The sequence below is a fragment of the Novosphingobium gossypii genome, from assembly GCF_050433305.1.
GTDB lineage: Bacteria > Pseudomonadota > Alphaproteobacteria > Sphingomonadales > Sphingomonadaceae > Novosphingobium > Novosphingobium gossypii.
The window spans coordinates 785723-811893 of the sequence record NZ_JBNPXM010000001.1; the positions used below are offsets into that span (position 1 = coordinate 785723).

At 64.9% G+C, this 26171-nt stretch carries 23 protein-coding genes and 2 tRNA genes; 7 read left to right on the forward strand and 18 right to left on the reverse strand.

The window, feature by feature from the left end; all coding sequences use genetic code 11:
- The first annotated feature begins 185 nt into the window (after nucleotides 1-185).
- Nucleotides 186-665, forward strand: coding sequence for a peroxiredoxin (locus GGR40_RS04065; RefSeq protein ID WP_429274899.1), 480 nt, complete (start codon nucleotides 186-188; stop codon nucleotides 663-665).
- Nucleotides 666-720: 55 nt separating this feature from the next.
- Here the strand turns inward: GGR40_RS04065 and GGR40_RS04070 are convergent, their stop codons facing one another.
- From GGR40_RS04070 to GGR40_RS04080, 3 genes are all read right to left on the reverse strand, one after another.
- Nucleotides 721-2094 (reverse strand): hypothetical protein, encoded by a 1374-nt coding sequence (locus GGR40_RS04070; RefSeq protein WP_429274900.1) that lies wholly within the window; start codon nucleotides 2092-2094, stop codon nucleotides 721-723.
- 182 nt (nucleotides 2095-2276) lie between these two features.
- Nucleotides 2277-2885, reverse strand: a complete 609-nt coding sequence (gene folE / locus GGR40_RS04075) for a GTP cyclohydrolase I FolE (protein ID WP_429274901.1) — start codon at nucleotides 2883-2885, stop codon at nucleotides 2277-2279.
- Nucleotides 2860-4416: a phospholipase D-like domain-containing protein gene (locus tag GGR40_RS04080; RefSeq protein ID WP_429274902.1), complete on the reverse strand. Its 1557-nt coding sequence runs from the start codon at nucleotides 4414-4416 to the stop codon at nucleotides 2860-2862. Before GGR40_RS04080 ends, folE begins: the two co-directional genes overlap by 26 nt.
- 363 nt (nucleotides 4417-4779) lie before the next feature.
- Between GGR40_RS04080 and GGR40_RS04085 the strand changes: the two genes are divergently transcribed.
- Entirely contained in the window at nucleotides 4780-5409 is a 630-nt protein-coding gene (locus tag GGR40_RS04085; protein ID WP_429274903.1) for a hypothetical protein, read from the forward strand.
- Nucleotides 5410-5558: 149 nt separating this feature from the next.
- On the opposite strand, the gene GGR40_RS04090 is transcribed toward GGR40_RS04085, so the two are convergent.
- The 3 genes from GGR40_RS04090 to GGR40_RS04100 all read right to left on the reverse strand — a co-directional run bounded on the left by GGR40_RS04090 (nucleotide 5559) and on the right by GGR40_RS04100 (nucleotide 6318).
- A tRNA-Arg gene (locus tag GGR40_RS04090) sits at nucleotides 5559-5635 on the reverse strand.
- Between the two features lie 51 nt (nucleotides 5636-5686).
- Nucleotides 5687-5763 (reverse strand) — tRNA-Arg (locus GGR40_RS04095).
- Between the two features lie 15 nt (nucleotides 5764-5778).
- A complete protein-coding gene (locus GGR40_RS04100; RefSeq protein ID WP_429274904.1) occupies nucleotides 5779-6318 on the reverse strand; it encodes a (deoxy)nucleoside triphosphate pyrophosphohydrolase in 540 nt (179 codons plus the stop codon).
- A 53-nt stretch (nucleotides 6319-6371) separates the two neighbouring features.
- Between GGR40_RS04100 and GGR40_RS04105 the strand changes: the two genes are divergently transcribed.
- Together GGR40_RS04105 and GGR40_RS04110 are read left to right on the forward strand one after the other, a co-directional pair.
- Nucleotides 6372-6566, forward strand: a complete 195-nt coding sequence (locus GGR40_RS04105; RefSeq protein WP_429275218.1) for a Flp family type IVb pilin — start codon at nucleotides 6372-6374, stop codon at nucleotides 6564-6566.
- A gap of 117 nt (nucleotides 6567-6683) precedes the next feature.
- Entirely contained in the window at nucleotides 6684-6872 is a 189-nt protein-coding gene (locus GGR40_RS04110; RefSeq protein WP_429274905.1) for a Flp family type IVb pilin, read from the forward strand.
- Nucleotides 6873-6941: 69 nt separating this feature from the next.
- Here the strand turns inward: GGR40_RS04110 and GGR40_RS04115 are convergent, their stop codons facing one another.
- The 4 genes from GGR40_RS04115 to GGR40_RS04130 all read right to left on the reverse strand — a co-directional run bounded on the left by GGR40_RS04115 (nucleotide 6942) and on the right by GGR40_RS04130 (nucleotide 11523).
- On the reverse strand, nucleotides 6942-8429 hold the full coding sequence (locus GGR40_RS04115) for a M48 family metalloprotease (protein WP_429274906.1): 1488 nt from the start codon (nucleotides 8427-8429) through the stop codon (nucleotides 6942-6944).
- 101 nt (nucleotides 8430-8530) lie between these two features.
- Complete coding sequence (locus tag GGR40_RS04120; RefSeq protein ID WP_429274907.1) at nucleotides 8531-9427, reverse strand: tyrosine recombinase; 897 nt, start codon at nucleotides 9425-9427, stop codon at nucleotides 8531-8533.
- 6 nt (nucleotides 9428-9433) lie between these two features.
- Nucleotides 9434-11329, reverse strand: a complete 1896-nt coding sequence (locus GGR40_RS04125; RefSeq protein WP_429274908.1) for a hypothetical protein — start codon at nucleotides 11327-11329, stop codon at nucleotides 9434-9436.
- Entirely contained in the window at nucleotides 11326-11523 is a 198-nt protein-coding gene (locus GGR40_RS04130; protein ID WP_429274909.1) for a hypothetical protein, read from the reverse strand. Before GGR40_RS04130 ends, GGR40_RS04125 begins: the two co-directional genes overlap by 4 nt.
- A 57-nt stretch (nucleotides 11524-11580) precedes the next feature.
- Between GGR40_RS04130 and GGR40_RS04135 the strand changes: the two genes are divergently transcribed.
- The 3 genes from GGR40_RS04135 to GGR40_RS04145 all read left to right on the forward strand — a co-directional run bounded on the left by GGR40_RS04135 (nucleotide 11581) and on the right by GGR40_RS04145 (nucleotide 14939).
- The gene (locus tag GGR40_RS04135) at nucleotides 11581-12165 is read left to right on the forward strand and encodes a shikimate kinase (RefSeq protein ID WP_429274910.1); all 585 of its coding nucleotides are present in this window, start codon (nucleotides 11581-11583) and stop codon (nucleotides 12163-12165) included.
- A complete protein-coding gene (aroB, locus tag GGR40_RS04140) occupies nucleotides 12156-13262 on the forward strand; it encodes a 3-dehydroquinate synthase (protein ID WP_429274911.1) in 1107 nt (368 codons plus the stop codon). The genes GGR40_RS04135 and aroB overlap by 10 nt, the downstream gene beginning before the upstream one ends.
- 294 nt (nucleotides 13263-13556) lie before the next feature.
- Nucleotides 13557-14939, forward strand: a complete 1383-nt coding sequence (locus GGR40_RS04145) for a peptide MFS transporter (protein ID WP_429274912.1) — start codon at nucleotides 13557-13559, stop codon at nucleotides 14937-14939.
- Nucleotides 14940-15041: 102 nt separating this feature from the next.
- Here GGR40_RS04145 and GGR40_RS04150 read toward each other — a convergent pair whose 3' ends face one another.
- From GGR40_RS04150 to gor, 8 genes are all read right to left on the reverse strand, one after another.
- Nucleotides 15042-17063, reverse strand: a complete 2022-nt coding sequence (locus GGR40_RS04150; RefSeq protein WP_429274913.1) for an ATP-binding protein — start codon at nucleotides 17061-17063, stop codon at nucleotides 15042-15044.
- Nucleotides 17045-17899 carry an alpha/beta hydrolase gene (locus GGR40_RS04155; protein ID WP_429275219.1) on the reverse strand — a complete coding sequence of 285 codons (855 nt, stop codon included), beginning with the start codon at nucleotides 17897-17899 and terminating at the stop codon, nucleotides 17045-17047. Before GGR40_RS04155 ends, GGR40_RS04150 begins: the two co-directional genes overlap by 19 nt.
- The gene (bioB, locus tag GGR40_RS04160; RefSeq protein WP_429274914.1) at nucleotides 17899-18963 is read right to left on the reverse strand and encodes a biotin synthase BioB; all 1065 of its coding nucleotides are present in this window, start codon (nucleotides 18961-18963) and stop codon (nucleotides 17899-17901) included. Before bioB ends, GGR40_RS04155 begins: the two co-directional genes overlap by 1 nt.
- A gap of 65 nt (nucleotides 18964-19028) precedes the next feature.
- Nucleotides 19029-21179, reverse strand: coding sequence for a methylmalonyl-CoA mutase (gene scpA, locus GGR40_RS04165; RefSeq protein WP_429274915.1), 2151 nt, complete (start codon nucleotides 21177-21179; stop codon nucleotides 19029-19031).
- A gap of 19 nt (nucleotides 21180-21198) precedes the next feature.
- Nucleotides 21199-21636, reverse strand: coding sequence for a methylmalonyl-CoA epimerase (gene mce, locus GGR40_RS04170; protein ID WP_429274916.1), 438 nt, complete (start codon nucleotides 21634-21636; stop codon nucleotides 21199-21201).
- Nucleotides 21633-22826, reverse strand: a complete 1194-nt coding sequence (gene bktB, locus GGR40_RS04175; RefSeq protein ID WP_429274917.1) for a beta-ketothiolase BktB — start codon at nucleotides 22824-22826, stop codon at nucleotides 21633-21635. The genes mce and bktB overlap by 4 nt, the downstream gene beginning before the upstream one ends.
- A gap of 87 nt (nucleotides 22827-22913) precedes the next feature.
- Entirely contained in the window at nucleotides 22914-24440 is a 1527-nt protein-coding gene (locus GGR40_RS04180) for an acyl-CoA carboxylase subunit beta (protein ID WP_429274918.1), read from the reverse strand.
- A 279-nt stretch (nucleotides 24441-24719) separates the two neighbouring features.
- Nucleotides 24720-26072, reverse strand: a complete 1353-nt coding sequence (gene gor / locus GGR40_RS04185; protein WP_429274919.1) for a glutathione-disulfide reductase — start codon at nucleotides 26070-26072, stop codon at nucleotides 24720-24722.
- Nucleotides 26073-26171: the final 99 nt, after the last annotated feature.

Here is a 26171-nt window from a genome sequence, read left to right on the forward strand (position 1 = left end):
GGTGAAGACCACCAACGATGCCGGCAATGTCGCGTCCCTACCCGCTCAGCCCGCCCGAAGCAAATATAAAGATATCTTTATATCCGCCGCGTTCGCCTTTGCCTGTGCGGTGCCGGTTGCCCACACGGCGACGTGCCCTATATCTGCGGGGCAACGCAATTCCCCGTCACGAAAGGACGAATGTCATGACCATCGCCGTGGGCGACACCCTGCCCGACGTAAAGCTCATCAAGGTCGGCGAAAGCGGTCCCGAGCCGGTGCAGTCTTCCGAATACTTCGCCGGCAAGAAGGTGGCGCTGTTCGCAGTGCCGGGCGCATTTACCCCGACCTGTTCGGCCAAGCACTTGCCGGGTTTTGTCGAAAAGGCTGAAGAACTGAAGGCGAAGGGCATCGACGAGATCGCCTGCGTGTCCGTCAACGATGCCTTCGTGATGGGCGCCTGGGGCAAGGTTTCCGAGGCCGAGAACGTCACGCTGCTGGCTGACGGCAATGCCGACTTCGCCAAGGCGGTGGATCTGGTCATGGACGGCTCGGGCTTCGGCATGGGCACCCGCAGCCAGCGTTACTCCATGGTTGTGGACAACGGTGTCGTCTCGCAGATCAACGTCGAGGCGCCCGGCACGTTCGAAGTCAGCTCGGCGGATTACCTGCTCGGCCAGCTGTGAGCGTTCGAGCATAACAGAATGAAAGGGCGGCCTTCCTGCGGGGAGATCGCCTTTTTCATCGGCTGCGGCGACTGACGATGCGCGGCACGTAGACGACGACGTGGCCCCCCGCATAGATCCGCTGCCAGGCGCGGCTGTTGGCCAGCGCCTTTGCCAGCGGGCGGTTGTGGCGTTCGTCCAGCACGAAGGCGGCCGGGTTCCACTTGCGCACCACGTCCACCAGCGGGACGATGCCGTTTTCGATCCCGCCGTTGTACTGCCACTCCTCCCGCGTGTAGCGGTAATAGCGACCGTCGTAAGCCACCTTCCAGTCGGGATAGCCGGTGTCGATGATGGCCCCGCCGAATGGGAAGTCGCCATAGATCGTGCCCTTCACCGGATATTGGCGCAGATGCTGCAAGGCGTCGAGCGGCAGCGTGGGGGCAAAGCGTGTCGGCTGCAGCACCGGCATGACCAGCGCCACCAGCAGGATCGATCCGAGCACCACGCCCACTTCGCGGCGATCCGGACCTGTGGCCCTGCTGCCGCCCCCGCCTGTAACTGCGCGGGCGATCACGGGGATCATCGCCATGCCCCAGAACAGCACGAAGCGGTATGTCATGACCGCCATCAGCAGCAATCCCAGCGCCACTGCGACTTCCGACGCATCGAAGCGACGAGACCGCGCGATGAGCCATGCGGTGACAAGGACGACCAGCGCCGCCAGCACGGCCTTGGGCTGGTTGGCCGGAATCCACAACGGAAACCATTCGCTGGCGCCGATGGCGATGCTGGCCCGGGCGTTGGTCGCGGCGACGGCAAGGGTGTTCCACCCGTCAGGCGTCGCGAACATCGCAGCGGTTCCGATTGCCGCCAGCGCGGTCGGCGCAACCGGCATGGCTGCTCGCCCGCGCAGCCATCCGAGCCAGCCCGGCACAGACGCAAAGGTCATCGCCGCGACACCGACGCTTACCGAAGGGTGAAGGTTCTGCCAGACGACCAGCAGCGGCGCCCCCAGCGCGATCGTCGTGATCGGCCGATAGTCCAGCTGTCGCAGCGCCAGCAGCAGCCCGAAGCACAGGCATCCGAACGTCTGCGGCCTGATGCTGGCGGTGGTCATGGTGACGATGAAGGCAAGCGCCAATGCCAGGGCCACCGCTCCCGCAGTGGCGCCGCGAACGCGGCATGCCATCGCCACTGCCCAGAACCCGCCCAGCCAGCATAACGCATCGAACAGGCGCAGCAGATCCCAGCCCCCTGCCCTGCGCACCAGCGCCATCAATGCCTGTCCGGCCCAGGCGACGGCAGGCAGCGGCTCATCCATGTGCAAAGCCGCGAATGGCTCCGTGGCCAGCGGGCCGCCGCGATCGAGGATCAGTTCGCCCAGCTTGAGCTGCCAGAAGATGTCGACGTCCCAGATCGGTCGGCGCAGCAAGACATACAGCATCATTGCCGGGACGAGCAGGCAGGCTACACGCAGCGCAGTCGTCAGGCCGTCCTGCAAATTCCCCTCATCTGGCCCCCCGCTACGCATCTGCCCGATCATTCCTGCCTGCCCACCGGAAAGTCGCGCCCGGACGCGCGCCTCTGGCTTTCCCCGCGTGCCGGTTCAAGCGCCTTTTCCCGAAGCGGTCAGTAACCCATCAGGCTGAGCACTTCCTTGCGGGAGCGTTCGTCCTCCAGGAAAGTGCCCATCATGCGGCTGGTGATCATGCCGACGCCGGGCGTACGCACGCCGCGCGCCGTCATGCAGGCATGGTTCGCCTCGATCACCACGGCGACGCCCTGCGGCTTCAGGTGCTGCCAGATGCACTGCGCCACTTCGGCAGTCAGTCGCTCCTGGATCTGCAAGCGCCGCGCAAACCCGTGAAGCACGCGCGCCAGCTTGGAAATCCCGACGACGTGATTGCGCGGCAGGTACGCGATCGCAGCCTTGCCGATGATCGGCGCCATGTGATGTTCGCAGTGCGACTGGAACGGGATGTCCTTCAACAGGACAACCTCGTCGTAGCCGCCCACTTCCTCGAAGATGCGGCTGAGGTGGATCGCCGGATCCTCCTGATAGCCCTGGCAATATTCCAGCCAGGCGCGCGCGACCCGCTTGGGCGTGTCGATCAGGCCTTCCCGGGTCGGATCGTCACCGGCCCATTCGATCAGCGTGCGGACGGCATCCTGGACATGCTCGGGCACTTGCGGCTTGCCGAGGGGATTGTCCTCATCGGGACCGACCAGACTGCTCATCCGACTTGTTCCTTTTCAACTTCGCCTTCAGCCGCGCCCGGATCAGGTGCCCCTTGCGACGGAACAGACCGCGCTGCGCGACAGGCTCGAACATCTCATCGGGGCGTTCCGGATCGAGCACCCCGCTTTCGCCGATTGCTCTTTCAGCTTCCGAGAGGTTCTTCAAGGGCAAGGGTTCGAGATATTTGCGCCCGGCTCTGGCTCCATCGCGGTTGAGCGCCTCTACCATGGCGGTCATCGAGCCATGGCGCTCTATCCCTTCGGCCACTTCCTCCTCCGCGATGCCGCAATGTTCGGCCAGCAGCCGCAGGCGCAGCGCGGTGATGGTGGCAGGATCGACATGGGCGTTGGCGGGCCGCGTCACGTCGATGAAGACGTCGCATTCGCTGTCCAACCCCATCGACCGGTTGTTCATGTTGGCCGAGCCGACGCGCAGCACCTCATCATCGATGATGGTCAGCTTGGCGTGGACGTAGATCGGCTCTCCCTCCGTAGTCATCGGATTGTAGATATGGAAAGCGCCCCTGTGATCCACCGCCTGCAGCGTTTCCACCAGCTGCACGCGTGCGGTATCCATCGCCTGCTGCTCCAGCCACCCGTCCGCCGTGCGCGGGTTGACAATAAAGAACTCGGGCGGGTTCTCTTCGGTCAGGCGCTTGCAGATCGCTTCCGCGATGGCGCGCGAGGCGAAATACTGCGTTTCGGCATACATGAAGGTCTTCACGCGCGCGATCTGCTCTATGAACAGCTGCTCGATCTCGTTGACTTGCGGGCAATCGCCGTACTCGGCGCGGGTACGGGCGATGCCCACCTCGACGTTCTCGAACTGGGCGGTCAGACCCTCGGGCCAGGGACTGTCCTGGCGCGGAAGACAGGGCTGGAGCGCCTCGCCCCCCGCCACCTTCCAGCGATCGCGACCCAATTCGCCAAGGCTGGCCGCAACGTCCCCTTCCAGCATCATCGTTATGTCATGCCACGGGCCATAGAGCCTGCCGGTGGGACGACGGCGGCGCTTGTCGTGGGGCAGGTGGTCCGGCGTATCCCAGCGATCGGAGGTCATGTCGATGCCCCCGCAGGCTGCCACGACGTCGTCGATGACCACTATCTTCTGGTGATGACTGCACCCTACGGGATGCGCCGAATCGAACTTGAAATCGATGCGTGGGTGCTTGGCCCAGCGCACCACGTCGAACAGCATCGTACCCCGGAACAGGTACTTGAGCATGGCCACGTTCCATTTCAGCAGCCGGATCTCCAGCTGCGGATTGCGCTTGACCAGCCACAGCATGAACGAGCCGAGCCGCGCCGGAAACTTGCGCCGCCGCCCCTTCTGCCACCACCGCCTTCCGGACGTGAGCAGGATGCGAGAATCGAAGTCCCATCCGATCATGAAGATGCGCTGGCGAGCACCTTCCATCGTTTCACGGATCGCCTCGAAATAGTCTGCCGCGTCGATCACCACGCGCGCGCGCGTCGCCATGGCAAACCGCCACGCCGAAGGCGCAGCGCCTTCGTCCCTCTTGTCGTCCATGTCTTCCACCTGGAGCTTCCACCACCCCGGTTGAAGCCCTCAAACCATCGCTAGTTCCATTAGTGTGCACACGGAATGGCGGATTTCCGTTCTTTTCCACAAGCCGAATGCCATTCACCGTGCGGAAGTCTCGGCTCGCCCCTTGTTTGCGCAACCGTTCACCCCGCGCTGAATTTGCCTGACTATACCCATCCGGCACCCTGCTGCCACGGCCGATACGTTCGACCCGGCAAGTCCGGCGCAAGCCGGATGGGACGCACCCAGCCTGAAGTGCCACGGCACGTCAGGCCGCATTTCTCGCCCCTTCAGGGGGGCTTGTTCCGGGTCCGACCTCCCACGGCCCGGCAAGACAAGGAGTACGCCATGAAGAAAACCCTCATCACCGCCGCGATCGCCGCTGCTGCCCTTGCTCCCGCCGCCGTGATGGCGCAAGCAGCCCCTGCCCCGACTGCGGCTCCCGCAGCGACGGCTGCAGCCAACCCGACCGCTGGTGCCAAGGTCTTCGACGCCTCGGGCGCGGAAGTGGGCACTGTCGAAGCCGTGCAGAACGGTGTCGTCACCGTATCCACCGGCACGGCGCGCGCGGGGCTTCCGCTGAACGCCTTCGTGACGCGCGACAAGGGCCTGACCATCGGCATGACCAAGGCGGAGCTGGAATCGGCTGTGAACGGCGCCAAGGCTGAAAATACCGCCGCCAAGGACGCGGCCATCGTCGCCGATGCTCCGATCAAGAGCAGCGACGGTGTCGTGCTCGGCACCGTCAGCAAGGTTGAAGGCGACAACGTCACCCTCGCACTTAGCGGCGGGTCTTCGGCACAGCTCAAGAAGTCCTACTTGGGCCTGGGGGCCGACGGTTCGCTGGCCCTCGGCATGAGCGCTGCCGACTTCGCCAAGGCGACCCAGTCGGCAGCGGCCGGTCAGCCGGGCGCCGATGCGGCTGCAACCGCTGGCGGCACTGCCGCTGCTGCGGGCACTACCCCCGAAGGCCAGTAAGCCTTACTGAACAGGGCCCGCCCTTGCGGCGGGTCTGCGAAGGCCGGGTGCGACATGTCGCATCCGGCTTTTTCGTGGAAGCATAAGCTGGCGCTGGTTCCAGATACGAAAAACCCCGCCGGCAAGGGCGGGGTTTTCAGTCTGTAAAATGGTGCGCCCGGAACGATTCGAACGTCCGACCCTCAGATTCGTAGTCTGATGCTCTATCCAGCTGAGCTACGGGCGCATACCAATTTTTACCCAAGACCTGAACCACTTACCCCCCGAAGAGGGAGAGTGGTGCGCCCGGAACGATTCGAACGTCCGACCCTCAGATTCGTAGTCTGATGCTCTATCCAGCTGAGCTACGGGCGCCTTGGAGGGCTGCCTCTAGGAGGGGAATCGACGTCGGTCAACGCCTATATCGCCATGTGGCCGATATTTTTCCACAGCCTCAAAATAATGGCCCAATGCCCCTGCCAGCGGATAGTCGAGCGGCGGCATGTCCAGCGCTGAGATTGCCCCACGCGCCACCCACGCGACTTGTGCCGCCTCCACCGCCCGTGGCTCGCCCAGCCATACATCGCACGCGTAGAGCAGGATGACGAGCGGGCGCGACGGGCCCTTCCCACCTTCATGCGGCGGAACGGTGTGGCCGCTGGCAAAGCCGACGGCGCGCAGGTCCTGCACGGCCACCGTGATGCCCAGTTCCTCCGTCAGTTCGCGCACCAGCGCAGTTTCGGGCGTTTCGCCGGGATCGACCTTGCCTCCGGGAAATTCCCATAGGCCGCCATGCACCCCGCCGAAATCGCGCTGCTGCATAAGTACATTAACGCCGCGCGCGCCCTCTTCGTCACGGAGCAGCGCCGCAGCGACCACGATCAAGGGTGTGGGTGGGGTATCCAGCTCTGCCTCCTGCCTTAATGCCAATTTAACGCGCCCCCGGTATCTTCACGATCCTCGCGCGAACTAGCACGGTGACTATGCGCCTCCATCGCCTTCTCAAGACGATCATCGAAAATCGGCGCGGTGCGACGACGATCGAGTATGCCCTGATCCTGGCCTTCATCGTCCTGGCGATGCTGGTCGCGCTCCAGGCACTGGCCGGCCAGAACCTTGCCATATGGAACTACGTCTTCGACACCTCCGGCAATGCGATTTCGCAAACCAAAGGATGATCGCGCTTAAATCTTTGTCAACGATTGCAGCGTAGATAGAGGATGTCCAAGGCGCAGAAGAGAGACTGAAGCGAGGCGGACCGGGTACACCAAGACTGCTTTTTTCAGGAGACCACCATGAAGTTTCTCGCCAAGCTGCGCCGCAACGAAAAGGGCGCGACCGCCATCGAATACGGCCTGATCGCCGCTCTCATCGCCGTCGCCGCGATCGCAGCCATGCAGGGCCTCGGCTCGCAGCTGAAGACCACCTTCAACACCACCTCGGAAAAGATGTCTGCCGGCGTCACCGCAGGCACCACGAAGTAAGCCTTACTTCGAAGCACCAGATGAAGGGCGGCAGGGCAACCTGCCGCCCTTCTCGTATGTGCGCGTCTTTCAGTACGTGACCAGCTTGATCTTCTGCCCGGGAATCAGCTTTGCGTCCGCAGAAAGGCCATTGAGCACCAGGAACCGATCCACCGCCGCATCGGTATAGGCCATCTTCGCGGCCAGCGATCGGACGGTGTCGCCCTGCTTCACGGTCTGCACCCGCAACACGCGCGGCTTGACACTGCCTGCATCCGCAGCGGAAATGCGCCGCAGCGAACGGAACATCGGCGTGAACACCTCTGCCCCGCCCGCCTGCGCAAGCGCCACGAAATGGTACGCCTGCCCGTTTCCATAATCGTAGGCGAACACCACGACGTCGATAGCCCCGCCGGACTGCTGCACCCGAGCGACGCCGTAAGCCGCAGTCATGCCGTTCACCGTGGTGCGCTCGATACTCGACGGCGTGATTCGCGGTTGATTCGATTCGGTCAGGCCAGCGAAGACATTGGTGATGTACGAATCGAGGCTGCCCGACAGTTTGGCGCCGGAAAACTGCGCCTTGCCGGACGATCCGCTGATCGTCACCGCCTGCGTTCCGTTGACCATGTAGAAGCCGTCCGGCGCCTCGAACGCGAATCGCAGTGTCGGATGCGTGAACCTGCGGCCATCGATGACGCCCTGCTTGGGATCGTCGCCGTAGACCAGCCCGTCGATCCGCGAGAGGAACGTGTCGCGGTTGGACGTGCCGCCCGTTGCCGATCCGGCATACGTCATTGCCGATCGCACGCGTGAAGCCGGATCGGGGTGAGTCGAAGCCCACTCGGGCGTCTGGTTGGTGCTGCCACGCAGTTGCGCCTCCAGCGCGTTCTGCCGCGCCAGGCTTTCAAGGACGCTCGACATGGCGCGCGGATCGTAGCCGGCGCGCTTCAGGTACGTGATGCCGAGCTGATCGGCCTGCAATTCCTGCGAACGTGAGAATTTCAGCGTAAGCAGCTGTGATCCTTGCGAGAACACCTTCTGCCCGAACTGCCCAAGCGCGTTGTCGCCCAGCACTGCGCCGGCCAGTACGGAGCCCAGCACGCCCAGTATCTGGTTGCGCTGCGCCGCCTTCTGGCGCTGTGCGGAATGGCGTGCGGCGACGTGGCCGACCTCATGCCCCAGCACGCCCGCCAGCTCGGCCTCGTCGTTCATAAGCGCGGTCAGCTGACGCGTGACGTAGATATAGCCGCCGGGAATCGCGAAGGCGTTGTTCACTGGCGAGTTGAGCAGCGTGACGGTGAAATCGCCCGTCGCGTTGGACAGGCCAGACTGCACCGCGATTCGCTTGCCCACCTGTTCGACATAGCTCGCCTGGGGCCCTGTCAGCGCGCCGCCGAACTCTGCCAGCAGTTCGGGATGGGCCTTGGCGCCCTGCGACTTGTCGGCCGCGCTGATCGCATAGACGCGCGGTGCCTTGGCTGCCTGTGCATCCAGCCGCGCCGGACCGCCTGCAAGCGCCAGCAGGCCAAGCGCCGAAACCGCACAAGTGCCCTTCAAAGTGCGTTTGATGTCCATAGCCTGTCGCTCCCTTCCTGTCCTGCCGCAATGACGCGGTCCGCCAACCGCTTCATCGATACCGATGCGAGGAACGAGGCGCCTGCCCCGCTTGTTCCCCGTCAAAACCTTCCCGTCGCCAGCGGATGGCGCGAATTGACCAGCGCCACCAGCTTCGCGCTGTCCACGTGGGTGTAGATCTGCGTCGTGGCGATGTCGGCATGGCCCAGCAGCATCTGCAGCACCCGCAGGTCCGCGCCGCCTTCCAGCAGATGCGTGGCGAAGGCGTGGCGCAGGACGTGCGGAGACACGCGCTCGGGATCCAGTCCGGCGCGAGCCGCCAGACCCCGCAGAAGCTGGAACAGCCGTACCCGCGTCAGATACCCGCTGGCACCACTCGACGGGAACAGGAACCGCGAATTACCTCTGCGCAGCACCAGCCAGCGAGACAGGACGGCGCGGGCCCGGGTGCTGACCGGAACCATGCGCTGCTGCCCGCCCTTGCCTGTAATATGCAGGAACGGCGCGTCGCGCGGCACGGCCGCAAGCGGCAGCGACACAAGTTCGGTCGCCCGTAGCCCCGATCCGTAAAGCAGCTCCAGCAGGGCCAGCAGCCGCACCGCATCGGGGCGGTCACCCTCGGCCTCCTGATCGGCCCGCGCCAGAAACCGCTCCACCTCCTCATGGCTGAGCAGGCGTGGCAGCGGGCGGCGGGTGCGTGGGCGGGGCAAGGCTCCTGAAGGGTCGTCCTCCCGCAGCCCTTCGTCCACCAGGAACCCGTAGAACTGGCGCAAGGCGGAGCAGCGGCGTGCAAGGCTGGACCCGGCAAGATCGCTCCATGCGGCTCCAAGACCCTCCAGCGCCGCCGTATCGGCCCCGGCGACATCGCCAAGCGCCTGCCGCGCCGCTTCAAGGTCGCGCCGATAGGCCGCTAGCGTATTGGCCGCAGCACCGCGCTCAGCCGCCAGCATCGCGAGGAAGCGCTCAGGCAGGTCGTCGCGCCCGGTGGCGGCGGCCATGACGCGTCAGGCCCGCGCGACCGCCTCGGCGGCGATCATCCGCGCTTCGGCATCAAGCCCGACTTCGCGCAGGGCAGAGACGATATGGAACAGGTAGCGCGGCGTCATACGCTGCCAGCTGTCGCCCTGCATGCCGAACGCGGCCAGCATCGCCACGCTGACTTGATCGCCCCGCCCTGCAGCGCTTTCGATGGCGCGGGTCCAGCGGGTTTCGCCGGTCATGCTCATACCCGATTCCGCCGCGAGCCGCTCCGCCGCGCCGCGATCGGCACGGCCAAGCGCGGCAAGACCGGCTGCAAGGAAAGCCGACCGCCGCTTGGCCGGGCTGTCATCGTCATCGGCGTAAGTGTTCAGCGCGCCGCCATCGACGGCGTTGACGCGACCCGGCGCGGCCAGCACCAGCATGCCCCATGCGCGCGATCCGGCTTCCACCACGCCGGACCAGCGCAAGGCATTCGCATCGTACCCGGCAGACAACATCGATGCGATGAGCGCGGGCGCATCTGCGGCAAGGTCAGCGCTGGGCGCCATGCGCGCCGCCGCCGCCGCGGTCAGCACCTGCCGCGCATAAGCGGTGGGGCCGTTGACGTTCCATAGCGACTTCATTGCGGCCAGACGCGCCGCCGGATCCTCCTGCACGTAGGCATCCCGCAGCGATTCGGCGCGGTCCTGCCATTCGCCGGTCACGCCGGGATCTGCAAAGACCTGCGCATAGAGATCGACCATCGCCGCGTTCGACAGAACGCCCGTCGCCGCCGCCGTATCTGCAGCCGCCGCCCGCCGCGCAAGGCCGACCATCGGCGCGAGTGCGGTGATTGCATCGTACGAAGGCCCGGCGGTCTTCATCAGCGATGTCGGCGGCTCCAGCCCGGTGCCGATGGCCAGGCCGTAGCGCCACGGGGTCATCGTGGTGACCTTGTCCCACTCGATCGTCACCGCGCGCCGCGTCTTGCCAGCCGCACCTGCGTATTTCTGGGCAAGCAGCAGGTCGATCTGGTCCATCTTGCCGCGCACGCGATCGCGCTCCAGCTTGGAAATCGCCGCCGTGCTGTTGCCGCGAAACGCCTCGCAGATGGTGCGCGAGGTGTTCCACGCCGCATCGTCCCGCAGCGAACCCTGCGTCGCCATGACGGGGCACAGGCCGGTGAAGTCGGCGTTGCGGGCGTAGACGTCGAACGCGACCTGGCCGAACGCGGGGGTATAGTCCGCGATGTCGAGATCCTGCAGCACCGCGCGGGCCGCGTCGGTTTCGCCCATGCGCAGCAGCAGCCCGACGCGCATCGCCAGGAAATCCGCCGCGTTCATCCCCTGCGGCGGGTTGAGGCGCGAGGCCAGCGCCCGGCGCAGCAGGATGTGCCCCCAGCGCGACACCAGTTGTCCACGATTGCCGTTCAGCACCGTACGGATCAGCGCGCCGTTCTGCGGGCGCAGCGAATCCATCGGCAGACCACCTTCCTCGGCATCGAGCAGCCCGGCTTCTTCAGCGGAACGGCGCGAGGCGGGCGGCATGTCGATCAGCACCTTGGAGCCCAGCAGGCTCTCGAAATCCTCGGGCGACATGCGTTCGAGTTCTTCAAGGCTGGGAATGCGGCGCAGCGTGCCGTCGTCCTGCGCGAGGGTGGTGGGCGTCGCGGAAGGCGTGCCGGTGGGCAGCGCCTGCACCACCGGCGTGGACGTGGCCGTGGGACGCGGCGCGGTGGCTGCGGCGGCGCTGGCTGCCGGGCGTGGCGCCTGCGATGCCGCCGGGCGGGATGGCTGGGGCCGGGGCGCGGCACTGCGCGAAGGTGCCGGGGCCGGCTCGTCGAACATCTTGGGAAGCAGGGATTCGGGCGAATCCTGCGCCGCCACCCATGCCGAAGTCAGTGCCAGCGCGGCACCCGCAAGCAGGTGGACCGCCTTCACCGGGCACCATCCCCGCCAGCCGGCGCAGCGACCGCCGGCAGCGGTACGGCCACAGTCTGGTCCGTAACCGGCTGAACGCCCGCATCGCGCCACGCGGCAATGCCCAGCACGATAAGCGCCAGCGGCACGAGGATGGCTATGACCGAGGCACCTTTCCGGGAAATCCCAGGGCGCCCACGCTTGACGATGTTCACTCGGCTTCCTTCACCATGCTTGCGCTGCGACCTAGCGCAACTATAGGCGATCGGGCAATGGACGTTCAACAGACCCGGTTTTCCGCGCAGGAGATTGCGGCGCTTGCCCGCCGTGTGGACCGTCCCATCGTGCTTGTCGGCATGATGGGCGTGGGCAAGTCCAGCGTGGGCAAACGGCTGGCGCATCTACTGGATTGCCCGTTCGTCGATGCCGATGACGAGATCGAACGCTCCGCGCAGATGACTATCCCCGAGATCTTCGACGCATACGGCGAACAGTATTTCCGTGATGGAGAGCGCCGAGTCATCGCGCGCCTGCTGGCCGACAGCGTGGAATCCGGCCGTCGCATCGTCATCGCCACGGGGGGCGGCGCCTTCGTCAACGCCGAGACGCGCGCGCTGATCCTCGACAAGGCGATCACGGTCTGGCTCGACAGTGACGTGGATACCCTGGTGGAGCGGACCGCCCGCAAGGAAAACCGCCCGCTGCTGCGCAATGGCGATCCGCGCGAGATCCTGGGTCGCCTGCGCGAGGAACGCGCGCAGCATTATTGCCAGGCCCCCATCCACATCCTGAGCGGCAGCGGGCCGCATGTGCAGACGATCAACAAGGTTCTCCAGGGAATTTCGCAATGGCTGTAATCCCCGTCGACATCGCCGGTCGCCCCTACGAAGTGCGCGTCGGCGCCGGGCTGCTGGCCGAACTCGCCACCAACTGCGAAGGCAGGCTGCGCAAGCGTGCGGTGCCGATCGTTACCGACGTCAATGTCCATGCGGCATGGGGCGCAGTGGTCGAACAGTCGCTGCGCGATGCCGGCCACGAACCGCAGTGGCGCATTCTTCCCGCAGGAGAACAGACCAAGTCGTGGGAAGAACTGGCCGCCACAGTCAACTGGCTGCTCGACCTCGAGGTGGAGCGGGGCGACCATATCATCGCGCTTGGCGGCGGGGTCATCGGCGACCTTACCGGGTTCTGCGCCTCAGTGCTGAAGCGCGGCTGCAAGTTCATCCAAGTGCCCACCACGCTGCTGGCACAGGTCGATTCCAGCGTCGGCGGCAAGACTGCGATCAATACGCCCGCGGGCAAAAATCTCGTCGGCGCATTCCACCAGCCTTCGCTAGTCCTGGCCGACCTTGCCGCGCTGGAAACCCTGCCGACGCGCGATCTGCTGGCGGGCTATGCCGAAGTCGTGAAGTACGGCCTGATCGACGACGCCGACTTCTTCGCCTGGTGCGACGGCAACGCGGCGGCCATGATCGCGGGCGATGCCGCTCTGCGCGAATATGCCGTCGCTCACTCGGTAGCAGCAAAGGCGCGCATCGTCGCCGAAGACGAATTCGAGACGACCGGGCGCCGCGCGCTGCTGAACCTTGGCCATACCTTCGGTCATGCGCTGGAAGCGGAAACCGGCTTCTCCGCCCGCCTGCTGCATGGCGAAGGCGTGGCGCTGGGCATGGTGCTGGCCGCGCGCTATTCGGCGCGGCGCGGACTGATGCCGCCGGCCAGCGCGGAACACGTCGCGCAGCACATCGGCGACATCGGCCTTCCGTCCAGCCTGAAGGCGCTCGGCCTCGATTGCGACGGCGGCACACTTGTGCGGCACATGCTGCACGACAAGAAGATGGACGCGGGCACCCTGCCCTTCCTGCTGATGAAGGGCATCGGCCAGACGTACCTCGACAGGCAGGTATCGCTGGACGACGTGGCGGCTTTCCTAGACGAGGAACTGGCTCGCTAGCAGGACGACGCGCATTCCTGCCGCGACGAAAGCCGGATCGTCGCGGCCATTCCGCCGTTATTCCACCATGCACACTCCTTTTTCGGAGTAGGCGTTTGTCACGCTGGCCGGGGGGCCTAGACGCCCCGCGTGAATCCCCCGGGGCGTTGCGGAGGCGGCAGGTCGATCGGCCTGCCGCCTTTTGCGCGGACATGCAGCCAGTGCCTGTTCATGTTTGACCTTGTTACATCGGCGTGACATTGCTCGCCGACGAAGCGCGATTGCGCCTGTGAACAAGATAATTACTGGACCGACATGACTGCAGCCGAAGCGACACCCGAGCTCGACTTCCCTGAAATCGCCACGAGGGATGATCGGGCATTCCTCGGCCATCCTAAGGGTCTGGGTTATCTGGGCGTGGTCGAAGGGTGCGAACGGTTTTCGTACTATTCCATGCAGACGCTGCTGACGCTCTACATGGTGAAGTACCTGCTGGTGCCGGGACGGCAGGAACAGGTGCTTGGCCTCGACTGGGTCAGCACGCACTTGTTCCCCGGATTGCACGGCCAGCCGCTCGCTTCCGAGATCTTCGGCCTCTACACCGCGCTGGTGTACCTGACGCCGATCCTGGGCGGAGTTCTTGCGGACCTCTTGCTGGGGCGGCGTGCGGCGCTGATCGCGGGCGGGATCGTCATGTCGCTGGGCCATTTCCTGATGGCCTTCGAAAGCGCGTTCCTCCTCGCGCTCCTGTCGCTGGTGGTTGGTGTCGGCCTGTTCAAGGGCAACATCGCCAGCCAGGTGGGCGAACTCTACCGCCCCGGAGATATCCGCCGCGCGATGGCGTTCCAGATCTTCTACATCTTCATCAACGTATCGGTCATCGCCGCGCCGCTGGTGTCGGGCACTCTGGGCGAGAAAATCGGCTGGCACTGGGGCTTCGGCTGCGCCGGCGTGGTGATGGTGCTGGGCCTGCTGATCTACCTGTATGCCCGTCCGTGGCTGCCTGCGAACACGAAGCCGGCGAAGTCCGCCACGCCCCGCGCCCGGTTCCAAAAGGGTGACGGCCCGCGCCTGCTGGCGGTGCTGCTGCTGGTGCCGATCATGGGCATTTCGTTGCTGACGAACCAGCAGATCTTCAACGCCTATCTCGTCTGGGCCGATCAGCAATTCCAGCTGACCTTCATGGGGGAGACCCTGCCGACCAGCTGGATGATCACGATCGATGCGACGCTCAGCTTCTCGATGCTGGTCGTGGTGGCGGCGTTCTGGGCCTTCGTGGGCAAGCGCATCGGCAAGGAGCCGGATGAACTGGGCAAGATGATCCTGGGCTGCGTGTTCATCGTTGGCGGCGGCGCGTGTCTCTACATGGCCGCGGCGACACAGGGCGCGGGCAAGATCGGCCTGTTCTGGCCGGTGCTGTTCCACCTCGTGAACTCGATCGGTTTCGCGCACCTTCTTCCGGTCAGCCTTGCGCTGTTCACGCGGCTGGCGCCGAGGGCGCTCAACGCGTCCATCGTCGGCATCTATTACCTGGCCTTCTTCGGCGCGAACCTGGCCGTGGGCAAGATCGGGACGCTGTTCCAGACCATGCCTGCAACGCAGTTCTGGCTGCTGCACATGGGTTCGGCGGTCGTCGCCACGGTGGGCTTTGGTCTGTTCAAGCTGTTCTTCGCCCGACGACTGCTGGGCACCGCCTGATCCGGTTCTGCCGTTCGCGGGATCGAACCCCGCTACATCGCCGGCAAAAGAAAAGGGGGCACCGCGCGGCGCCCCCTTTTCTTTTGCCCGAAGTAGCAGGGATCACTCCATTTCGAGGATCACCGCGTCCACGGCCAGGCTTTCACCCGCCTTGGCGTTGACGGTCTTCACCGTGCCGGACTTTTCCGCACGCAGGATGTTCTCCATCTTCATGGCTTCCACCACCGCCAGCGGCTGCCCGGCCTCGACCTTGTCGCCCACGCCCACGTTGAGCGAGACGAGCAAGCCGGGCATCGGGCAGATCAGGAACTTCGACAGATCGGGCGGGATCTTCTCGATCATGTGCCGTGTATACCCCGCGATGTGCGCAGGCAGGCAGTCCACCTTGTGGATCGCCCCGCGCGTGGTCATGCGAAAGCCGGTGCGGGTGACTTCCAGCTTGAGCGTCAGGTCTTCGCCGTCCACTTCAGCGTCCACGAAGCGGTCGCCGGGCGTGTATTCCAGCTCAAGCTCGACTTCCTTACCGTTGACGGTCAGCAGATCCTCGTCGAGTTCGACCGCGAAGACGTCGCCGTCGATAGTGACGGTCCATTCGCCCGGCGGGTCCAGCGGGGCGCCAAGCTGGCCCTCGACCCGGCGCGAACGGTCGGCGCGGGCAGTCGCCACGAACGAAGCGATCGCGGCCAGCTGCACCTTCAGGCCGTCCGACGCAGGCGCGCCGTGGAAGCCTTCGGGATATTCCTCGGCGATGAAACCGGTCGTCAGCTCGCCCGAGCGGAAGCGCGGATGCTGCATGATCGCGGATACGAAATCGATGTTGTGCCCAAGGCCCTCGATCTCGAAAGCATCGAGCGCGGCGATCTGCTTGTCCGCTGCCTCGTCGCGCGTGTCGCCCCATGTGATCAGCTTGGCGATCATCGGGTCGTAGAACATCGAGACTTCGCCGCCTTCGTAGACGCCGTCATCCACGCGGATGCCGTCAATGCCCCGGCGGCCATTCTCCTCACCATCATCCGTCCAGCCATCGACCGGCGGATTGTAGCGGATGAGGCGTCCGGTGGAGGGCAGGAAGCCGCGATAGGGATCTTCGGCGTAGACGCGGTTCTCGATGGCCCAGCCGTCGATCTTCACATCGTCCTGCGTCATCTCCAGCTTCTCGCCCGCCGCGACGCGGATCATCTGCTCGACGAGGTCGATGCCGGTAATCGCTTCGGTGACGGGGTGCTCCACCTGAAGACGGGTGTTCATTTCGAGGAAGTAGAAACTTTCGCCCGTCGGGTCCGCGCCCGAGACGATCAGTTCCACCGTGCCCGCCGAATAGTAACCCACCGCGCGCGACAGGGCGACGCACTGCTCGCCCATGGCCTTGCGCATCGCAGGCGTTACGAAGGGCGACGGCGCTTCCTCCACCACCTTCTGGTGGCGGCGCTGGATCGAGCATTCGCGCTCGTTCAGATAGAGGATATTGCCGTGCTGGTCGCCCAGGATCTGGATTTCAATGTGGCGAGGGTTGAGGATGAACTTCTCGATGAAGACGCGGTCGTCGCCGAAGGAGTTCAGGCCCTCGCGCTTGACGCTCTCGAAGCCCTCGCGCACGTCCTGCTCGGTATAGGCAAGACGCATGCCCTTGCCGCCGCCGCCCGCCGATGCCTTCATCATCACCGGGTAGCCGATCTCGTTCGAGATGCGCACCGCGTGTTCGGTATCCTCGATCTCGCCGACGAAGCCGGGGACGACGTTGACGCCAGCCGCCTTGGCCAGCTTCTTGGACTCGATCTTGTCCCCCATCGCCGCGATCGCGCCTACGGGTGGGCCGATGAACACGATGCCTTCCGCCGCCAGCGCCTCAGCGAACGACGTCCGCTCCGACAGGAAGCCGTAACCGGGGTGGACCGCTTCCGCGCCGGTCTGCTTGCACGCGGCGATGATCCTGTCCGCGATCAGGTAAGACTGGGCGGCAGGGGCCGGTCCGATGTGAACCGCCTCATCGGCCATCTGCACAAACGGCGCGCGGGCGTCGGCATCGGAATAGACGGCAACCGTGGCGATACCCATGCGTCGCGCCGTCTTGATGACGCGACAGGCGATCTCGCCCCGGTTTGCGATCAGAATCTTTTTGAACATGGCACCTCGAAGCCCCATTCGGGATCTTGTTTGTTGACGGTCGGAAACAGGAATTGCAGCGCCTGCGGCGAAAGCACGTGGTACGCCGTTGCGTGGGTCAGGTCCGGACGCGGCGCAAGGCAGACCCGCGCCCCCCCTGCCCTGGCGACGCTCTGCGCAGCTTGAGCAGTTTCCTGCCCTTCGTTCGAATAGGTGAGGTACAAGGGCGCGCTGGGGCGATTGGCAGCCACCAGGTTCGCAGCGGCTTTGGAAAGCGCCGCATCGTCCCACCACAGGCTCGCGTCGATGGCAGCATAGCGGTGGAACAGGCCCGGTTCGCGCAGCCATGTCTCCACGATGAACAGCCCCGCAAGCGATTCCCCGATCACGCCGTCATTGCCATCGGAGCGATAGGTCGCGTTCACCAGCGGCTTTACCCTGTCGCGCAGGAACGCGCGAAATCGGGCGGACTGTCCGGCGGTGGGATATTGTTTGCGCTGCGCGGCATTGCCCGCGCTGCCGATCAGTTCGGCGCGGCGATCCCTGCTTTCGATCCCGACGACGATGACCGGCAGCGAGCGCCCCCAGATCGCGTTGAGCGCGCTGGTTCCGACGATGTGCAGGAAGTCCTGCGACAGGCCGCCGTCGATGAGATAAAGCACCGGGTAGCGCTCGGTCCCCCCGGCATACCCTTCCGGGAGGTAGACGTTGACCTGCCGCAGATCGTCGTCGGCGAATTGGACGAGGTGCGTTTCCCCGATCGTGATCGGAGCAGGCGCAGGCGATGCGGCCACCGCAACGCCCGGCACCGAAAGGAGGCAGGACAACGCCATCAGCATCGATCCTGCCAGACGCATCACTCAGCCGCTTCCAGCTTGGCGCAGCCTTTGGGCATGCGCTGGGCTTCGACTTGCGCGGGCGTCAGTTCGATGGCCATCGGCCTGATGCCGAGGCGTGCGAACATCGCCAGATCGTTGTCGTCGCCGGCGTTGGGCGCGGTCAGCAGCTTGTCGCCGGTGAAGATAGAGTTGGCGCCGGCCATGAAGCACATGGCCTGCGTCATCTCCGACATCGATTCACGCCCGGCGGAGAGGCGCACCATCGACAGCGGCATGGTGATGCGCGCGACGGCGACAGTGCGGACGAACTCCACGTCGTCGATCTTGGCCAGCGGGGTGTCGGCCAGCATGTCGCCCAGCACGGTGCCCTTTACGGGAACCAGCGCGTTGACCGGCACCGACTGCGGGTGATCCGGCAGCGTCGCCAGCGTGTGGACGAAGCCAACGCGGTCGGCGCGGGTTTCACCCATGCCGACGATCCCGCCCGAGCACACGTTGATCCCGGCCATGCGCACGTTGGACAGCGTGTCGAGGCGGTCCTCCATCGTGCGCGTGGTGATGACCTGATCGTAACGCTCGGGCGAGGTGTCGATGTTGTGGTTGTAGTAGTCCAGCCCCGCATCGCTCAGCATGTCGGCCTGATCGGGCGTCAGCATGCCCAGCGTCATGCAGGTTTCCATGCCCATCGCGCGCACGCCCTTCACCATCTCGATGATGGCGGGCATGTCGCGGTCCTTGGGGTTGCGCCAGGCAGCGCCCATGCAGAAGCGGGTCGAGCCCTGATCGGCCGCCTGCGCCGCGCGTTGCAGCACCTGCTGCACTTCCATCAGCTTGGTCGCCTTGACCCCGCTTTCCGCGTGGACCGACTGCGAGCAATAGCCGCAATCCTCCACGCACCCGCCCGTCTTGATCGAGAGCAGCGTGGACAACTGCACCTCGTTCGCCGGATGGCTGGCGCGATGGACTTCGGCAGCGCGGAAGACCAGTTCGGTAAACGGCAGGTCGAAAAGCGCGGCGATTTCCTGGCGGGTCCAGTCGTTGCGGGCCACAGGGCGCGGGGTGATGGAGCGGGTATCGGTCATTGTCATTCCTTAGCTGGCCAAAGCCAAACCACGCCCATAGGCGCTAGTCGGGCAACGATCCAGCATCACTCGGCAGCCTGCAGTTCGGAACCAGCAGGGGGCATGTTGTGGCCTAGCAGGCGCAGAACGTCCGCCGCGCATTCCACCACGTTCGAGCCGGGGCCGTAGATGCCCTGCACGCCGGCATTGCGCAGGTAATCGTAGTCCTGCGGCGGGATCACCCCGCCCGCGATCACCTTGATGTCGCTGCGGCCCTGTTCGCGAAGCTGGCGGATCAGTTCGGGGATCAGGGTCTTGTGCCCTGCCGCCAGCGACGAAGCGCCCACCACATCGACTTCGCTTTCCAGCGCCAGCACCACCGTCTCCTCCGGCGTCTGGAACAGCGGGCCGGAGACAACTTCGAACCCCATGTCGCCGAAGGCGGAGGCGATCACGTTGGCACCGCGGTCATGCCCGTCCTGTCCCATCTTGGCGACGAGAAGTTTCGGCTTGCGCCCCAGCCGACGCTCCACCGCCTGCACCCCGTCGAGCACCTGCTGCCAGCGGCTGTCACCTTCGTAAGGCGCGGCATAGACGCCCTTCACCGGGGTTGGCTGGGTGCCGTAACGCTCGAAGCTCTCTTCCATCGCCGAGCTGATTTCACCCAGCGTGGCGCGGGCACGGGCGGCATCGACGGCGTGGGCCAGCAGGTTCGTCTCGATCGACTGCGGCGCAGCAGCAGCCTTGCGCAGTGCATCGAGCGCGCCCTGACAGGCAGCTTCGTCACGGCTGGCCTTCACCTTCTCGATGCGGGCGATCTGCGCCTCGCGCACCTTGGTGTTGTCGACCTCCAGCGTTTCCAGCAGGTCTTCGTTGGCGAGGCGATACTTGTTGACCCCGACGATGACGTCGTCCGCCCGGTCCACGCGCGCCTGTCGGGCGGCGGCGGCGGTTTCGATCATCGCCTTTGGCCAGCCGGCGGCGACCGCCTTGGCCATGCCGCCTTCGCTCTCCACACGGTCGATGATCTCCTGCGCGGCATCGACCAGTTGCTGGGTCAGCGCCTCGACGTAGTAGGAGCCGCCAAGCGGATCGACCACCTTGGTCATCCCGGTTTCTTCCTGGATGATGATCTGCGTGTTGCGGGCGATGCGGGCCGAAAAATCGGTGGGCAGCGCGATCGCTTCGTCCAGCGCATTGGTGTGCAGCGACTGGGTGCCGCCCAGCATCGAGGCCATAGCCTCGATCGTGGTGCGGATCACGTTGTTGTAGGGATCCTGCTCGGTCAGCGACACGCCCGAGGTCTGGCAATGGGTGCGCAGCATCTTGGAGCGTTCGGACTTCGCGCCCAGCTTCGTCATCGCCCGATGCCACAGCACGCGCGCGGCGCGCAGCTTGGCGACTTCCATGAAAAAGTTCATGCCGATGGCGAAGAAGAACGAAAGCCGGCCCGCGAACTGGTCCAGATCAAGGCCAGACGCCACGCCGTAGCGGGCATATTCGATGCCGTCGGCGATGGTGAAGGCCAATTCCTGCACCTGCGTCGCGCCGGCTTCCTGCATATGGTAGCCGGAGATCGAGATCGAGTTGAACTTGGGCATCTCGCGGCTGGTATACCCGAAGATGTCCGAGATGATCCGCATGCTGGGTTCGGGCGGGTAGATGTAGGTGTTGCGGACCATGAACTCCTTGAGGATGTCGTTCTGGACCGTCCCGTCGAGCAGCTTGCGATCGACGCCCTGTTCCTCGCCTGCGACGATGAAGAACGCCAGGATCGGGATCACCGCCCCGTTCATGGTCATCGACACCGACATCTGGTCGAGCGGGATGCCGTCGAACAGGATCTTCATGTCCTCGACCGAGTCGATGGCGACGCCTGCCTTGCCGACATCGCCGACGACGCGCGGGTGGTCGGAGTCATAGCCACGGTGCGTCGCAAGGTCGAAGGCGACCGACAGGCCCTTCTGCCCGGCAGCGAGGTTGCGGCGGTAGAAGGCGTTGGATTCCTCTGCGGTCGAGAAACCGGCGTACTGGCGGATGGTCCAGGGGCGACCGGCATACATCGAGGCGCGCACGCCGCGCGTGAAAGGCGCGAAGCCGGGCAGGCCGGGATCCGCCGTCACATCCTCGGCGGTGTAGAGCGGCTTGACCGCGATGCCTTCGGGCGTTTCCCAGGTCAGGTCCTTGCCCTTGACCTCCTTTTCGGCGGCTGCCTTCCAGTCGTTGATGTCGGGCATGATCGGTTTCCCTGGCAATTCAGTGCGCGCCCTTGGGCGTTTCCATGATCTCGGTCAGCTGGCCGCCCATGTCGCGAGGGTGGACGAAGAAGATCAGCGTCCCGTGGGCACCCATGCGCGGCTCGCCCAGCACTCGCTTGCCGAGGCTCTCGAACCAGGCCTTGGCGGCGTGGATGTCGGGCACTTCATAGCAGATGTGGTGCTGTCCCCCGAGCGGGTTCTTCTCCAGCCACTTGCCCACCGCCGAATCCGGGGAAGTCGGCTGGAGTAGCTCGATCTGGGTGCCGGCGGTCCCGCCCTCTCCGGGTGTGTTCACGAAGCAGACGCGTACCTGCTGGCTTTCCAGCACGAACGGCTCGGTCACATCCGTCGCGCCCATCACGTCCCGGTAGAACGTGATGGCAGCGTCGAGATCGGGCGTGGCGACACCGATGTGGTTGAGGCGGCCCAGCTTCACGCCGCCTGCCTTCCAGCGTTCTCGATGACCAGGGCAATGCCCTGCCCGCCGCCGATACACATGGTCACAAGGCCGTATCGACCGTCCGTGCGCTGAAGTTCGTACATGCACTTGATCGTCAGCATCGTTCCCGTAGCGCCGACCGGGTGGCCGATCGACACGCCCGAGCCGTTCGGATTGACCTTCGCCGGATCGAAGCCCAGCACTTTGGAAACGGCGGCGGCCTGAGCGGCGAATGCCTCGTTGCTTTCGATGACGTCGATCTGGTCGAGCGTCACCCCGGCGCGCTTCAGGGCGATGGGCACGGCCTGGATCGGGCCTTCGCCCATATATTCCGGCTCGACGCCTGCGTGACCCCAGGCAACGATACGCGCAAGCGGCTTCAGCCCGCGCTTCTCCACCTCGGCTCCTGTTGCCAGTACCACGGCGGCAGCACCGTCGTTGATGCCGCTGGCGTTGCCTGCGGTGATCGCGCCGTCCTTTTTGAAAGCCGCCCGCATGCCGCCAAGCACTTCCAGCGTGGTGTCGCCCTTCACATGCTCGTCTGTGTCGAACACGGTCACGCCCTTGCGCGTCTTTATCTCCACCGGAAGGATCTGGTCCTTGAATCGCCCCTCGGCGATGGCATGGGCAGCGCGCTGGTGGCTGGTGACAGCCAGCGCGTCCATTTCCTCCCGACTGATGCAGTGGCGCTCCGCCACATTCTCGGCGGTGATGCCCATGTGATAGCCGCCGATCGCATCCGACAGGCCCAGCACGAGCGCGTCTTCCTGCGTGTTCGGACCCATCTTGCGACCCCAGCGCACGCCGTGATCGTGATAAGGCACGTTGGACATAGATTCGGCGCCGCCCGCCAGCGTCACCGAAGCCTCACCCAGCTTCATCATCTGCGCCGCGGATACGATCGCCTGCACGCCCGAACCGCACAGCCGGTTCAGCGTCAGCGCAGGAGTGGCCAGCGGGATGCCGGCATTGATGCCGATCACGCGCGCCAGCATCTGGTCGCGGGCGCTGGTGGGCATGACCTGGCCGATGACGACGTGCTCCACCGCATCGGCCTCCACGCCCGCGCGCCTGAGCGCCTCGGTCGCGACCAGCGCACCCAGATCGGCCGGCATGAACGACTTCAATGCACCGCCGAAATCGCCGACCGCCGTGCGTACGCCGCTGATGATGTAGATGTCTTCCATGACCTGACTTCCAATCCCTAGGTTTCCGGATGCCGTATTCGGCTTTCGATCCTGATCAGTGTACTCTCGAAAAGGCCACCTGACGGATCACAGCGGAATGTTGTCGTGCTTCTTCCAGGGGTTCTCCAACTCCTTGTTGCGCAGCTTGCGCAGGCCCAGCGCGATGCGGCGGCGGGTGGAGTGCGGGTAGATAACCTCGTCGATGTAGCCACGGCTGGCCGCCACGAACGGGTTGGCGAAGCGGTCTTCGTATTCCTTCGTCTTGGCGGCGATGCCGTCAGCGTCCTGACCGCGGAAGATGATCTCCACCGCGCCCTTCGCGCCCATCACCGCGATTTCCGCCGTGGGCCAGGCATAGTTGAGGTCGCCGCGCAGGTGCTTGGAACTCATCACGTCGTAAGCGCCGCCATAGGCCTTGCGGGTGATGACGGTGATCTTGGGCACGGTCGCCTCGGCATAGGCGAACAGCAGCTTGGCGCCGTGCTTGATGATGCCGTTATGCTCCTGATCGGTGCCGGGCAGGAAGCCGGGCACGTCCACGAAAGTCACGATCGGGATGTTGAAGGCATCGCAAAAGCGCACGAAACGCGCCGCCTTGCGGGAGGAATTGATGTCCAGCACGCCCGCCAGGACCATCGGCTGGTTAGCGACGATGCCGATCGTGCGGCCTTCGATACGACCGAAACCGATCAGGATGTTGCCGCCGTGCTGGGGCTGCAGTTCGAAGAACTCACCCTCGTCCACCGTTTTGCGGATGACTTCGTGCATGTCATAGGGCTGGTTGGCGCTGGGCGGGATGATCGTGTCCAGCGTCGGCTCCAGACGGTCCCACGCGTCGGCGCTGGGCCGTTCGGGCACTTCATCACGGTTGGACAGCGGCAGGAAGTCGAAGAAATCGCGCGCCGCCAGCAGCGCTTCAATATCGTTTTCAAGCGCAAGATCGGATACCGACGTCTTGCTGGAATGCGTGATCGCGCCGCCCAGTTCTTCCTGCGTGACCACTTCGTTGGTGACGGTCTTCACCACGTCCGGGCCGGTGACGAACATGTAGGAGCTGTCCTTCACCATGAAGATGAAGTCGGTCATCGCCGGGGAATAGACCGCGCCGCCTGCACAAGGGCCCATGATGAGCGAAAGCTGCGGCACCACGCCCGATGCCAGCACGTTCTTCTGGAATACGTCGGCATAGCCGCCCAGCGAAGCGACGCCTTCCTGAATGCGCGCGCCGCCCGAATCGTTGAGGCCGATTACCGGTGCGCCGACTTTCAGCGCGGCATCCATGATCTTGCAGATCTTCTGCGCATGACGGGCCGACAGCGAGCCGCCGAACACCGTGAAGTCCTGGCTGAAGACATAGACCAGCCGCCCGTTGATCGTGCCCGAACCCGTCACCACGCCGTCGCCCGGGATCTTCTGGTCCTGCATGCCGAAGTCCACGCAGTCATGCTCTACGTAGAGGTCCATCTCCTCGAAGCTGCCTTCGTCCAGCAGCACGTCAAGGCGTTCGCGCGCGGTCAGCTTGCCCTTGGCATGCTGCGCGGCAATGCGCTTTTCCCCGCCGCCCAGCTTGGCCGCATCCCGGCGCTTCTCCATTTCGGCGATATTTGCTGACATCCGGATTCCCTTGCCTCAGCGCCTGCGGCGTCAATTGCTGCATCTGCGTAGGACGGGTTGAACGGTGGGGTCAACTGTTTTTAATCGCGCGGTTAACACTTGTCACAGGTGCGCGGCGGATGATCGCCTGGCGGATGGTCGGCCCGCGCCGGGTGCGTATCGGGGCCGTCTCGGGGCGGAGCTTGCCCACGCATCATCGCTACGTGGGCCATTTCCGGCCGGCGGTCCCGGGTCAGGTCGGGGGCGACGGATTTCGCCCCCGACCTTAGTTCCGCAGTGCTATTTCAGCAGCACCATTTCCTCCGACATCGTCGGGTGGATGGCCACGGTGGCGTCGAAATCGGCCTTGCTGAGACCCGCCTTCACGGCAACGGCGGCGAGCTGCATGATCTCGGGCGCGTCCGGGCCGATCATGTGGATGCCCAGAACCTTGTCCGTCTCGGGATGGCAGACCATCTTGTAGAGCGAGCGTTCGTTGCGCTGGGCCAGCACGTTCTTCATCGGCCGGAAGTCGCTGGTATAAACCTTGGCCGAGCCGAACTGCTGCGTCGCCTGCGCCTCTGTCAGCCCCACGCCGGCGATCGGGGGGTGGCTGAACACGGCGGACGGAATGCAGGCGTAATCGACCGTCGTCGGCTTGCCGCCGAACACGCTGTCGGCAAATGCCTGCCCTTCGCGGATGGCAACGGGGGTAAGCTGCACGCGGTCGGTCACGTCACCCACGGCGTAGATGCTGGGGACGCTGGTGCGCGAATTTTCATCCACCTCGATCGCGCCCTTGTCGGTCAGCTTCACCCCGACATCGTCAAGGCCCAGACCTTCGATGTTGGGCACGCGCCCGGTGGCGAACAGCACGCAATCCACTTCCAGCGGTTCGTGGTTGCTCATGTGGACCAGCAGCGAGCCATCGTCCTGCTTGTCGATCTTCTCGAAGTTGGCGTTGAATCGGAACTCCAGCCCCTTGATCAGCGAGATCTGCAGCAGGCGGTCGCGCACGCTTTCGTCATAGCCGCGCAGGATTTGGTCGGACCGGTTGATCAGCGTCACCTTCGCGCCGAACTGGTGGAAAATGCCCGCGAACTCGTTGGCGATGTAGCCTGCCCCCGCGATCAGCACGCGGCGGGGAATGGCATCGAGGTGAAACGCCTCGTTCGACGTGATGCCGTGTTCGTGGCCGGGGCAGGACGGCACATGCGGACGCGCGCCGGTGGCGATGAGGATGTGCTTCGCCGTTTTCTTTTCGCCGCTGGCAAGCGTGACTTCGTTAGGCCCGGTGATGACCGCACGCTCGTGGAAGATCTCGACCTTGTTGTTGTCCAGCGTCTGCGTGTAGAGGCCGTTCAGCCGGTCCACATCACCCAGCACGTTGTCGCGCAGGGTCTTCCAGTCGAACCGGGGTTCGCCCACGTCCCAGCCGAAGTGCTTGGCGTCTTCCAGATCCTCTGCGAAGTGCGCGGCGTAGACCAGCATCTTCTTGGGCACGCAGCCGCGGATCACGCACGTTCCGCCAACCCGGAACTCTTCCGCCACGGCCACGCGCGCACCGTGCGCCGCCGCGACGCGGCTGGCCCGCACACCGCCCGAACCGGCGCCGATGGTGAACAGATCGTAATCGTAGTCGGCGTCGGACATGCACAAAGCTCCTTTGGTCGCGGGGCATATGGGACATGGGCATCACGATTGCCAGCGGGGGTGCATCCGTACGGTGGCGATTTCCATCCGACGCCGAAG